The sequence below is a fragment of the Aneurinibacillus sp. Ricciae_BoGa-3 genome, from assembly GCF_028421645.1.
Classification (GTDB): Bacteria; Bacillota; Bacilli; order Aneurinibacillales; family Aneurinibacillaceae; genus Aneurinibacillus_B.
On sequence record NZ_CP116887.1, the window covers coordinates 2,686,892 to 2,699,528 of the forward strand.

Consider the following 12,637-nt stretch of genomic DNA (forward strand, 5'->3'; position numbering starts at 1 on the left):
TCATTTCCTCCATATTAGAACATTTGTTTCTATTTTACCACAAAAAGATCAGAATTATCATGCTTGTTTTTTTGATGCGCTCCTAATAAATCAAAATATACGAACGTAAATTTGGTATGTAAAGGGATAAAATGAGAGAAATATTAGCCATTGTGAAGCGACTGCTAAAGGAAAAAGGTTATCCTCCAACTATTCGGGAGAACGCAACAGTACCCGGACTCACCTCTACCACGGTCCACGGCTATTTGGATCGGTTACAAAGAAGATGTTTCGAATTCTGTAGGAACGATCTACCGCGCTAGGGCTTGCGCCTGACCAACCGTTTCTGCTGAGCCCATGCCTGGAATCCACCTCCTGGTGTGCTAGAGGTTTCTAATATTAAAACAGGTGCATTTTTAAATGAAGGATATCCGTCTAACATCGTCCGCTTTGGTTTCAGTATTATATATTCAATTCATTGCAAATTGGAGAAAATTGGGGTTGCTTGTTCTCTTTATCCTGCTCGTCACAATTGGATGTCATGTAATTAATATCTTCCAGAGCGCCTCGGAAATTATACTTCTGGGTTTCTTTTGTAATGTTTCACCCACCGCTGCACAATGGTATGCAGTTTCTTCTGGCGTGAGAGCAGCAACAACTTTACAGTTTTTTTATTTTCATGGGAAAGAATAATCGGTGGAACCGAATCAACTAATGCTTCCAACTCATGGTCAGGAATATGCTGTATCTCTTTTACGTACGGGTCCAGCTGCTCATAATTACGAATATATTTGCTTAATCCTCTCACATAATTTAGATTGTAACCCAATACCGTGTCCCAGTGTGGATGATCCCAGGAAAATCCCTGCCACTGCATAGCTCCAAGCAAGGACAAACCATGATCAATAAGATAAAAATCATATTTTTTGCCTACAGGATAGACTATCAAATTTTTCCCATGTCGGTCGATGTTGCAAATCCAGATATCAAAAACAAACATTTTGACCAGTCTATCAGGACAAATAACAAACTTTTCAATATTGTGGTGAATCTGTTTATTCATTTGAGTCCATTTATATAGTTGATGCTCAGCTCGTGCCAGTGAAACAACACCAAGCTGCCCTTCAATCCTTGCCGCTTCCACGCGCGCACTCGGTAGGTTCAGCCTTGAAGCCAGTTGATAAGCAAGCAGTTCATTTCCTGAAAGGGGACCAATATACCTTTCACTTTGTGGGGTTGAAAATTTGAAGTACCCTGTTTCAATCTGTTCAGCTTTGCTTCTACGGACCAACCATACCGTTCCTAATTTCCTTCGACTGGATAATTTCTTAACGAGTTTCCAGTTCTGTGTATTCATCTCATCGCTCCATTAAAATAAAGTAGAAACTCTAAAATGAAAGTTTTATCAATAACCTGAAGCGATGGATTTAGATCAAAAAAAGAAGGAATTAGCATCGTCACTCCCTGGTTATTAACGTTTTCAATTTTTCCATAATAAGAACCGTGCTTTGTATTAATCGTCTGCCCTATATTATTGGTCATTTCTTGTCGATGATTGGACATTTCTATTCCTCCTAATCTACATGATTTCCTTTTAGAATATGAGAAATAAATAACTGCTGTCCTAGTTGATTGACCTGTTTTATTTTAGAAGTAACCCAAATACAGGTAAGAAGGATAAACAATGAACTTTTTAATAAAAAAAAACGATATTTATCAAACAAAAAAAGATGCGTTCCTCAATATAAGCATACCTCTGTCACTTCAATTTAAGCTTTAGCTCCTTTTCGATAAAGTTCTCGTATTTAGTGTTTATCAAATATGCCCGTCATATAGGGTAAATAACGTGCGCAAGTTTCACCGGTTACTTTAAATAAGATAATCTTATGCATACCATTGCTACTCCAATTGTACCTAGTTCTACAAGGTGTCCAGTGGTGTTCCGGTGCGCATAAATCCGATTCCAATTGGATGCTTAATTAAAGGATTCAACCATTTTACACGCGACTAGTTAATGAATCAGCGACTAAGTGGGATAAATTACCGGGGAACCCTTCCACAAATGCCCCCATAAATCCATGATACTGCGCTCCATTTGCGATAAAGGCCCATCACGCCAAAGCCCAATACAGTATGCGTCTACGTCCGGTGAGCTGTGTTCGGTGCAAGTCCAATGAATAGTCCAAGTGCAAATCATCCAATAGTTCGCCTGTTATGTATCCACCACCTGCGGTTGCAACACCAAGAACAGGCTAAGATTAATTTTCTTATTCTTGTATCTCCCATCAAGACTCCAAACAGTAATAGTACGGCGGTGATAGAATGTGTGAGTATAATTGATGTGCGTCTGTAAACATAAAGTGAGCGTATACGCCATCACTGCTGGCAAATTCGAATGATATGACTGTTTCCGGTCAGCAGCCTGGTTCAAAGGTAGTTCAAAAACATTATGGCCACCAAGTTTTCGTTTACGCCATCATCTCTGAAACCAGTTGAGCAACTACATTAACCCTCTTTGTGATCGGTAACTCATGAGCAATACATACGGATAGCTAAATATAATACATACCTAATGCATTTAAGGCGCGCCAGAAACGAACCCAAAAAGCAAAGTAGAAGGTTCTTGTCCAAATCTCATATGAAAAAAGAAAGAATATTAAAAAATCTCTTCCGAAAAAAACACAATTTCCGTTGTTCCTAGACATATAGTGTTACTACTAAGGTATTCTGTCCAAAATTTGACGATACAAGTTGTCCTCTTTTTGACGGTATAAATGTCCAATTGCTGTTTTCATATCATTTTGGAGAACTTTTTTGACGGGTTAGAATGTCCAGTTTTTCAGCATTTATATTCAAAAAATAGCGTTGACATTTAAGTTGTCCAAATTAGGCGTTTCAGCACACGTATTTGGACATAAATAATCGACTTTCATCATGTTCTTCCGTCCTTTAAAAAGCACAGAAAATACATAGTTTTGCATTATCGAGTAATTAGATTAGCATCTTGACATGAAGCCTCTGCGGGCATGATTCCCAAGCCAGGAAGCCAGAAGTCACAAAGACTGGCTGTATCCGAATTCCAAAATGCTGTTAAAGGCAGTATCTTTTATAAACGTAAAAAAGCCAAAATACGCAAGAAGTGTATAAAAACTTGCATATTTTGGCTTTTTAATTTTATTCCTTATTGTGGTAAAGATACCCGTTAGCGGAATGATACAACTGTTCTAGGCAACCTAACCCCATAGTAGGCTTAAACTATAACTACTTGTCGATCACTCAATATAGTCGGCGAGATTCTCCAGGCTAGACCTCAAACCAACGTCGTGGTCTTCCTTCCGTATTCCTTCGGGTACGTTCTCACAAACGATGGTAACCGTGGTGCCTTCCGGAACGGCTGCTAAGGTCCATGTCATGATCATCTCTCCCGCGAAAGCAGGGTCGTCGGACTGGAATTCTACTATCTGTACAATTCGCTCTTCTGGAGTGAGCTCTAAAAACTTCCCTTTGACGACGTCAGTATGTTCAGAGGTCTTGCCTTGTGTTGAGTGGCTCGTTTCGAGATATGTTAGAGACATTCGATAAGCTCCACCGGTCCGAGCGTCGAACTCTAATATATGGCCTTTCATACCCTTCGGCGGAAGCCACGAAACCAGAGCTTCCGGATCCACGAAAGCCTTGTAGATATTATGCGGTGATGCCTTGATGACTCTCGATGCAGAATCAGTTCTCTTCTTGCTCGATGCATTTGTCATCGCTTCACAAACCTCCCTTTTTTTGAGTTTTACGTTCAATCTCTTGGTGCCATCCTGAATAATTCCCATCATCTTCACCATATTACATAAAATCATTCATGATATTCGTCACTGAAAGAGGCATTCCTTTATTTGTAACATTACTGCCCGATAGCTTAATGAGGCTGCCCGGTCGATCACCCGCGGCAGCCTCATGACGGTTGATTGATACTATCGTTCTCCGTCAACCTCAATTTGGGTGTTACATTCCTATTTGCCTATTCTCCGGCTGCAGCAAGCGGTTTATTCCATTGCTCCATAAGTTAGTGTCCAGAAATCGGTGACTACTCTCGGTGGTTCCGGCGAATCCATCATGCGCTGGGTGAATAGGATGCCGATCATTCCCTCTGCAGGATCAGTGTTTGCTGATGTACCGAAACTGCCTTCCCAACCGAAACGGCCAGGTGTTCGGAATATGTCGTTGCGATGAATATCCACCGCCATTCCGAAGCCCCAACTGCTATGCCCACCGAAAAAGATTTCAGCTCCTTCTCGTTGCCAAGGCGTGAGTTGATCTGATGTCATTAACTCCACTGTGGCGCGTGAGAGAATTTGCTCTCGGCCATGCCGACCTTTGTTCAGCATCATTCGGCAGAAAGTAAAGTAGTCATCGATCGTTGAGACGAGTCCGCCTCCGCCCGATTCGAACGACGGCTCAGCTCCCCATGCGCTGTTAACCTCGTCGTCAAATAAATCCAATGTGTTCGTCCTATGATTAAAGTAGTACAACGAGGACAAGCGCTTCATTTTTCCGGAAGGCACATGGAAGGCTGTGTCTATCATTCCAAGCGGATCGAAGATGCGTTCTCGCATGAATGTGCCAAGCGATTTTCCTGAAACTCGTGCGATCAAGGCCCCGAGCACATCGGAACCCACGTGATACATCCACCGCTCACCCGGCTGTGCCAACAAAGGCAACGAACCGAGCCTTCTCAGCCATTCATCAGTAACAGGTGATTGCGAAGGAATCGGATGTCCATCGCCCCCAATCCGATATTCACGAATGAACTTTTGTATCGGATACGTATCCGGCATCGCCATCACACTTCCGAAGCCCAATCGAAGCGTGAGCAAATCACGAAGCGTAATCGGACGCAACGCAGGCACAGTATCATCAAGCTGTGAAGAAATGGACTTCAGCACGCGACGATTTGCTAGTTCCGGCAGCCACTCTTCTATCGAGTCGTCGAGCCTTAGTTTGCATTCCTCCACCAGAATCATTGCCGCAGCTGCAGTTATGGGCTTTGTGAGCGATGAAATGCGAAAGATCGTGTCGCGAGTCATTGGCGCCGGATTGGTGAATGACATGGTGCCGATCGTCTCAACATGAACATCGTCATGATGACTAACGAGTGCAACGAGTCCAGGCATCTCTTTACGTTCGACGTATCCCGACAATACTTGATGCATACGATAGAGCCGCGCCTTCGAAAGACCTGCAGTGCTCATGTTAAACTCCTCCTTATTTCTCCAAATACAAATCGCTTATTTTCCTCTCTATTATACAGTGTCGAATAAGAAGTAATTTCTTACTGATTGCCATTTTCCCGTATAGGCTACCCTAAATATACCAACACATTGGCTAAAATCTCCTATTAGTGCTTCGAGGCGACCAGAGCATATGTGCAACGTACACGGTTACTGACAATGTGGGAAATAAGTCAAATGCATCGGCAACAGTAACAGTACTTCACGACCAATCGGGTAAAAAGTAATATAACGGCAAGGAGATCCCCAGTAAAATGGGGATCTTTCATTTTACTGGTAGAAAAGTTAATTTCGATGTAGTGGAAAGAGGTTCGATGCCGGGGACATGAATTGGAGAGTCAATTGAAATCAACTCACGAAAAGCAAATAAACGTACTGGCCGCCCTTGAAAAATGCATCTTCTCCTTACATACGGCAGCAAAATATTCAAGCCGTCAATAGCTCAAGATTCAACTAGGCTATCACACTAAACTGCCACATTAGTGCAGCAAGCATAATTTCACAAATATGTATAAATATTAGCTTATATACATTTTATCTTGAGTATCGATTCATAAATGATTTATAAAGATGCTGCCAAAGCGTACATCAATTAATTGCCAGAAACATGACTGGCTTCACCATACAAGGCTTTCATGCCCGCCACTACATGTAAAGTTGATGCGGAGTAACATCTCTGCAAAACAATGTATTTTCATTTTAATGAACGCCTCGCTCCACTATTTATATATTGGTCAACGTTTCTATCAAAACATGGACACACTACACCATCAACTTTTGGATATTTTAAGTTAGCTAAAACAATATAGGTTAATATCTCATAAAGTGTAATATTATAATTGTCTTGTAAACAATAAAAACAATAGTTAATTCAAGCGAAAAATTCAGCATGATTTATTGATTATACACTCATCTCAAACCTCTATAACTTATGGCCCCCTACACATAATCAGTTTTTCAGAACAACATATTAACCCGTAATTCGAAATGCGTAGGCTCGTAGTGCTACATTCAAATGAAATATTAAGGAGATGTTTAAATGATTCCCGAATGGAAAGAAGTAGAAACAGCTTTGGGTAGGATTGATGTTATTGAAAACGAAAATAATCAAACTGTTACAGTATTCGGGAATATAGAAAATTTACATTGTATCGGCATTGGCACCGACGCAGCAGTTTTTAGATTTGATAAGGTCCCCTCTTATGCATTTAAATTTTACAGTACTAAAGCATTGTCAAAAAAAGAAATAGAGGAGAATGTTTATACTAAGTTACAAGGCTCATTGTATTTCCCAAAATATTTTGGATCAGGAACAAACTATTTGGTTTTGAGTTATGAAGCAGGGGCTACTTTGTATGATTGTCTCTTGCAAGGAGTTCATATCCCAAAACAAGTGATTTTAGACGTCGAAAATGCTCGTGAATTTGTACGTAATAAAGGTTTAAATCCCCGTGATATCCATTTAAAAAATGTTTTAATACAGTATGGACGAGGTAAAGTACTTGATGTATCAGAGTATGTTAAAACTGGAAATGATCAAAGATGGGAACATTTGGTTTTGCTTACGATCATTTTTATCCCTTAATTGATGGAGTTCCTATATCCTCATGGATACTGGAAACAATTAAACACCAATATTATAGAATGAACACTGCAACTTTAGCTTTAAAGGAATTTTTCCAAAGAATGAAAGAACTTTTCTTAAATAATAAAAGTGGATGAATTGATATAAGATTCAACTCTAATTTGTTTTCTTAAAATGCATTTACCTTGATTAACTTAATTTATAGAAAGGAACTAGTTTTCGTAGCGCCTTTGAAAGACAGTGGTGCTTGGAAACAAAATTCCCATGCGAATTCAATTGAAAATTAAGCAGCCATTTGCGTTTGCTGGCCTATGGGGGAGGTGGAAATCCCCAGATGGAGATTCATGTAGTATCATCACCTCGACTCCGAATGATTTAATGAGAAAGATTTATGATCGTATGCCGTTAATCTTCAGCCCTGCAGATTATGTATGGTTAGAACCATCTATGCAGGATAAGGATTTTCTTCAAAGCCTACTCTTCCCCTACCCTGCTAATGAAATGTAGGCTTAACCTATTTCTAATTTGGTTAATTCGCCACGCAACGAAGTTCCGGAATGTATTCCCCTATTGAATAGCCTATACGGAGTGGCGAGCTGTTGCCTGAATGATATAAGACCAAAGTTAAATTATCTAAATTCATCATTCACTGATGTTAAGACGGTTCACTTAAGGCATAATTGGCACTAGATAAATCTCTTAATTAATGTACAATTATAGTTAAAATAACTATTTTTACTATTGGAGATGGAAATAAAGATGGCAGTAAAGGCAACAGGTGTTCTAAGAAGAGTAGATGAATTAGGACGCATTGTGCTACCTATTGAACTCCGGAGAAATTTAGATATTGCAATAAAAGATGGATTGGAAATTTTTAAGGATAATGAAAAGATTATACTGTAAAAGTATCAACCCGCTTGTCAGTTCTGCAATTCATTTGGAGGATATGCGGAAGTTGTTTAGCAGAGATTAACCAACTTGCTCGTTAAAATTAGATCCTGGTTAAATGACCGGGATGCTGATATACGAACAAAATATCCTTGGAAAAAAATGCAAAACCCCAAATCCATATTCGGGGTTTTTTAATCGCCAGAATAGGTGAAACCAAATAAGATCACTCTTTAGGATGACGTAAATTATTTTGTGTAAGGTCTTTTAGACAAAGAAAAAGTAGGGTATCCTCGGAATTGTCCAGATTCCATAAAAGAGAGGAAGTTACCCTACTTATGCCATCTAGTATAAACAATTCCGACCTTACAAATCAATTAGAAGATGTTTTACGAAGCTTTGTCAAAGAAAAGCTTGAACTGATAATGCGGAAAGAAACAAACTTCCTTCACGTAGAACAGCCAGATGCCTCAAACAGTCGAAATGGGTATTATCAGCGTTCACTGGAAACACGTTATGGAAAAATTGAGAACCTTACGGTTCCCCGCGACCGAGAGGGCGCGTTTCAAACCGCACTTTTTGCTCCGTATCAGCGCCGGGATGGATGGCTTGAAGAAGCCGTTATTAAGATGTACCAGAGCGGTATGAGTACACGGGAGGTTGGCAAGTTTATTGAACGTATTGTCGGTTCCTCTTTTCCCCAACTACCATCAGCAATATTACAGATGCAGCCGTTGAGGACATTGAGAAGTGGCAGAATCGGCCACTCGCCAAACGCTATTCTGTTTTATATCTGGATGGGCTTTGCATTCGCCTGCGCCGCGGCACCGTTGGAAAAGAAGTTATTTACTTTGTCCTTGGCATCACAGAAGATGGCTATCGGGACATTCTGGGCTTCTACGTGGGTGGACAAGAAAGTGCATCGGGTTGGCGTGATATTTTGCTTGATTTGTACAATCGTGGTCTTCATCAGGTTCTGCTGGGTGTGTTTGATGGATTAGGCGGCCTAGAAGATGCCTTTCACGATGTGTATCCAAAAGCTGATGTGCAGCGTTGTGTGATTCACAAAGTGCGCAACACGCTTAATAAGGTTCGTAAGAAAGATCAGTATGAAATCGCAGAAGACATGAAAGCTATTTATCGTTCGTTCACCACAGAGGCCGCTCTTGTACAATTTGAAGCCTTCCAAAAGAAGTGGGCAAGTAAATACCCAAGAGAGGTGGCCTCCTGGGAGCAGGATTTACCCGTTCTTCTTACCTTTTTGTCGTACCCTTCTTCAATCCGAGGTGTCATTTATACAACCAACTGGATTGAACGTACAAACAAAGAAATTCGTAAACGCCTAAAGCCGATGAACAGCTTATCGAATCTCAAAGCGGCAGAGAAGATCGTTTACCTTTCGCTCCAGGATTTACAGGAGCGATGGTCTACCCGAAAATTAAAAGGAATCGCCGAAGCGCATATGGCGTTGCAAAAGATGTTTAAAGAAAAATATGGTGAGTAGAATCAACTCCCTGTTTGGATTATAAAAAAATGGAAGAACCCGTCAAGAGTTCGGCAAGCCCTCGCTTTTTAGCTCGCCCTTGACTGAACCTTCTGTATTTTTTTCATGGTCATCAAGGTAGTTGATTCCGGATTTCTATCCACCTTCCGGTGGATACTCTGCTTACTTACACAAAATTCTTGACGGTACCCTCTTTAGGGAGTGGTCTTTATTATAGTTAAATATTTCTTATTACTTTTTAATAACTTTTATTTTTAACATGGCTTTTAAACTCATCGTTCTCAAGCAATCTGCAAAGGATATTTTTAAAACATCTCCATCGATGCTTTCAATAATTCCTTGCCCAAACACTTTATGCGTTACTTCATCATAAACACGAAAAGAAGTTCTTTGTACTGTTTTCATTTATTTTTTTCACCCTTTAATATTGAAATTCTAACACAAGTTCAAGTTTGGCCTCCAATAATGCACTTTAAACCAGAAAAATTATTAAGAAAAATAAACCGTTTACAATTAACCACTAGTAAGATAGTTAGTTAGAAATACTTTATCACTATTTTATTGAATTTTCTGACAAAGTTATCCTAATTGTGATAAAAAAACAACAAAACTAAAGGAAATACCCAAACTTGAGGAAGAGGTGGCGAATATATGAATTTATTTATATATGGAACAATGCGAAGTGGCGAATCTGATTCATATTATTGTTAATGACGTAGTATATCGTCCCGAAGTTGACGGCGTTAGTTGTCCGCAAATTGACGAATCGATTGTCCAAGTGTGATTTGAAAAAGGGAGAATCATGATAATTCTCCCTCAATCACCCGTTTGACCATGTGATCATCAATAATTCGATGCCCGTTCTGTGCTCCATAAAGTAAACAGTGCGTACATACCTTGTTGACGAGCCTTGCGGCCCCTCCGGAAAAACGGTGAATTTCATCTAAGGCACCGTCTGAAAAGATTTGTTGGTCCACTCCTGCATACTGAAGATGCCGTGCTACATACTCATCAACCTGTGCACGATCATAATGACCTAGCCTGCATTGAAGGTCGATTCTCTGACGTATCGCCGCAAATGATTGAAGACGTAGTCGGTCCCACAATTCACTCTGCCCCACTACAATGAGGGCCATTGGACTTTGGGCATCCATTTTAAAGTTGAGTAAGAACCTAACTTCCTCAAGCATCTCACGATCTAAAAGGTGAGCCTCATCTACAACTACTACGGGCTGAATATCATGAATTCCCTTCATCAGCTCATTCTCCCGATGTAGCTGCCGTTTGGCGTTCCCCCTATAAAACTTCGCTTCAGAGCCCAACCGTTCCCATACCCTTATAAAAATGACGAGGAGTTAATTTAGAATCGAACAAATAGAGCACGTGAAATTTCCCACGATCTAGCCGATCCACAAACCTTCGAATCGTGGTGGTTTTTCCCGTACCACAATCTCCCGTCAAAACCGCAAATAGCTGACGTTCCGCCGCATACTTAAGCCTACCCAAAGTTTCTTGCATCGGGGGAGAATCATACAACTTCTCTGTAGGGAGATCTCTTGAAAAAGGGGTGTATTGCATGCCATAAAAAGTCTCAAACATCCTGGCCATCCTCCTTCCATATTGCACGGAAGGTAACGGTAGGTGCCTGTTCCATCTGACACGCTTGGTGTTTCTGTTCCGCTGCTTTTAATAACCATGACGAATCAGCCGCTTGTGTTTGAAGAAGAGGAGGCAATGCAGGCCGTTTACCAGCCCTTTCACCAATGGCTAGCTTCCGCGCTATCCAAGGGGAATGCCCCTCGAACTCAATGGTAAGTTCCTTAAGATCCGAAGGATCGTATACGACGTCCACTTGACGGTCGATGAATGACAGTCCGACTTCATATTTTTGGTCCATAAAGCTGATGCATCCGGATTTATCTACCTTCCGTGTCTCAGAATGCAGGAAAGCATTTGCCAATTGATCCGGACTGATAAAACGAAGAGCTTTCCTGTCACTTCGGAATGCGGATTCTGGACTTGTTTTCTTACCGAGTGCGGAATGAGGCTTTCCTTGGTAACATTCGGCGAGCCATGCTTGGAAGAGTTCATTCAAGCGAGCCAATGTATTTGGCTTTTCGAGTGCAGCTTCGCCCAGAAAAGAATCTACGATTCTATTAAATCGTTCAACTTTACCCTTTTTATGTGAAGCTTCGCATAATAAGGGTTATGGAAAGAAAGCCGTTATGCTAAGTTGAGCGGTAAATGGCCCGTCAGGGCTGAACTTTATACGTAAAACACTTTACATAACGGCCTGATTTTATTTACCCAATTCTTTTAACCACTTCAATAAATCATTATTCTGCTGCCAGATAGGCATTTCAGAGGAAGTCACACCCTGATATGCATCTTCTAGAGCTCTGCGTTTCATTTCGCTATCGGCTCTCGCGTATACCTCAGTTGTTTTAATGCTTACATGGCCGAGTAAATAAACTAAATTCACACCAGACTGCAGGAGATGCATGGCCTTACTGTGCCTGAAACTGTGAGGAGAAATTGAATTAGGTATTAGCTCTGGATGCTGTACTCTAGCTTCATCTACGCATCTTTTTAAAATATAAGTGATCCCGGCACGTGTGAGTTTGCCACGTGATCGGTTTTGGAAAAGCGGGTTCTGTCCATGAGACGCTTTCTTCATGTCATTTTCAGAAAGATATTGCTCCAGAAGTTTGACTGTTGGTGTCATCAAAGGGACAATTCTGCTTTTATTTCCTTTACCGGTTAACTTAACTGTTGCCGGGTTAGATAAGCGGACATCCGAAACGACCAAATCGGCAATTTCTTGTACTCTTGCTCCTGTATCATACATTAAACTTAACAGAACATGATTTCTTCTTCCTGCCATGGTGGTAGTGTCCGGGATATCAAGTATAGCCTTTATCCCATCAAGTGTTAAAAATTCAATGGATCGTGTAGAGGTTCTTTTGACGGGTATGGCCAATATTTGTTGGCAACGATAGATATGTTCCGGAGCTTCCATCTGAAGATACTTATAGAATGAGTGAATGGCTGCCAACCTTTGATTTCGGGTGGAAATCGAACATTGCCGCTCCATTTCAATCCATGTTAAAAATTCATCAATAATGTCTTTCGTTAAAGTATCTATCACAATCTTTTCGACTAGAACTTCTTTAATCTCCAAGCAGAATCTCAGCAGAAGGGAAAATGTATCGCGATACGACTGAATGATATTACGGCTTATGCCTGCTCTTCCCGGAAGGTACTTTGCCAGGTACCCTGTCAAATGGTATGAAAAATTAGTTGGCTTCATTCCCAAATCACCTCCGGAATGACATAACCACATTTTTTATCTAAATGAATCAATTTCATAATTCACAGCTCTTGAACCGTAAGGTTCAACGA

At 40.7% G+C, this 12,637-nt stretch carries 11 protein-coding genes and 3 pseudogenes; 5 read left to right on the forward strand and 9 right to left on the reverse strand.

What is annotated here, in order from left to right; all coding sequences use genetic code 11:
* Positions 1–131: 131 nt before the first annotated feature.
* Positions 132–302 (forward strand): LexA family protein, encoded by a 171-nt coding sequence (locus PP175_RS29960; protein ID WP_442870374.1) that lies wholly within the window; start codon positions 132–134, stop codon positions 300–302.
* 251 nt (positions 303–553) lie between these two features.
* Here the strand turns inward: PP175_RS29960 and PP175_RS13610 are convergent, their stop codons facing one another.
* The 4 genes from PP175_RS13610 to PP175_RS13625 all read right to left on the reverse strand — a co-directional run bounded on the left by PP175_RS13610 (position 554) and on the right by PP175_RS13625 (position 5,219).
* The gene (locus PP175_RS13610) at positions 554–1,336 is read right to left on the reverse strand and encodes a HipA family kinase (RefSeq protein WP_272438897.1); all 783 of its coding nucleotides are present in this window, start codon (positions 1,334–1,336) and stop codon (positions 554–556) included.
* Positions 1,333–1,542: a hypothetical protein gene (locus tag PP175_RS13615; RefSeq protein ID WP_272438898.1), complete on the reverse strand. Its 210-nt coding sequence runs from the start codon at positions 1,540–1,542 to the stop codon at positions 1,333–1,335. The genes PP175_RS13610 and PP175_RS13615 overlap by 4 nt, the downstream gene beginning before the upstream one ends.
* Positions 1,543–3,251: 1,709 nt before the next feature.
* The gene (locus PP175_RS13620; RefSeq protein ID WP_442870375.1) at positions 3,252–3,812 is read right to left on the reverse strand and encodes an SRPBCC family protein; all 561 of its coding nucleotides are present in this window, start codon (positions 3,810–3,812) and stop codon (positions 3,252–3,254) included.
* 201 nt (positions 3,813–4,013) lie between these two features.
* Positions 4,014–5,219, reverse strand: a complete 1,206-nt coding sequence (locus PP175_RS13625) for a serine hydrolase domain-containing protein (protein WP_272438899.1) — start codon at positions 5,217–5,219, stop codon at positions 4,014–4,016.
* Between the two features lie 1,078 nt (positions 5,220–6,297).
* Here PP175_RS13625 and PP175_RS13630 point away from each other — a divergent pair.
* The 4 genes and pseudogenes from PP175_RS13630 to PP175_RS13640 all read left to right on the forward strand — a co-directional run bounded on the left by PP175_RS13630 (position 6,298) and on the right by PP175_RS13640 (position 9,235).
* Positions 6,298–6,843, forward strand: coding sequence for a serine/threonine protein kinase (locus tag PP175_RS13630; RefSeq protein ID WP_334314157.1), 546 nt, complete (start codon positions 6,298–6,300; stop codon positions 6,841–6,843).
* Between the two features lie 264 nt (positions 6,844–7,107).
* Positions 7,108–7,350 (forward strand): SOS response-associated peptidase family protein, encoded by a 243-nt coding sequence (locus tag PP175_RS29965; RefSeq protein ID WP_442870376.1) that lies wholly within the window; start codon positions 7,108–7,110, stop codon positions 7,348–7,350.
* 252 nt (positions 7,351–7,602) lie between these two features.
* Positions 7,603–7,743, forward strand: a pseudogene (locus tag PP175_RS13635) (AbrB/MazE/SpoVT family DNA-binding domain-containing protein); the annotation flags it as partial.
* Between the two features lie 326 nt (positions 7,744–8,069).
* Positions 8,070–9,235 (forward strand): annotated as a pseudogene (locus tag PP175_RS13640) (IS256 family transposase).
* 231 nt (positions 9,236–9,466) lie between these two features.
* On the opposite strand, the gene PP175_RS13645 reads toward PP175_RS13640, so the two are convergent.
* The 5 genes and pseudogenes from PP175_RS13645 to PP175_RS13665 form a co-directional block, all read right to left on the reverse strand.
* Positions 9,467–9,640 (reverse strand): hypothetical protein, encoded by a 174-nt coding sequence (locus PP175_RS13645; protein WP_272438900.1) that lies wholly within the window; start codon positions 9,638–9,640, stop codon positions 9,467–9,469.
* A gap of 395 nt (positions 9,641–10,035) precedes the next feature.
* Positions 10,036–10,557: an ExeA family protein gene (locus PP175_RS13650; protein WP_272438901.1), complete on the reverse strand. Its 522-nt coding sequence runs from the start codon at positions 10,555–10,557 to the stop codon at positions 10,036–10,038.
* Complete coding sequence (locus PP175_RS13655; protein WP_272438902.1) at positions 10,547–10,834, reverse strand: AAA family ATPase; 288 nt, start codon at positions 10,832–10,834, stop codon at positions 10,547–10,549. The genes PP175_RS13650 and PP175_RS13655 overlap by 11 nt, the downstream gene beginning before the upstream one ends.
* A pseudogene (locus PP175_RS13660) lies at positions 10,827–11,426 on the reverse strand (Mu transposase C-terminal domain-containing protein); the annotation flags it as partial. The pseudogene PP175_RS13660 and the gene PP175_RS13655, both read right to left, overlap by 8 nt.
* A gap of 108 nt (positions 11,427–11,534) precedes the next feature.
* Entirely contained in the window at positions 11,535–12,545 is a 1,011-nt protein-coding gene (locus PP175_RS13665; protein ID WP_272438903.1) for a site-specific integrase, read from the reverse strand.
* Positions 12,546–12,637 lie beyond the last annotated feature (92 nt).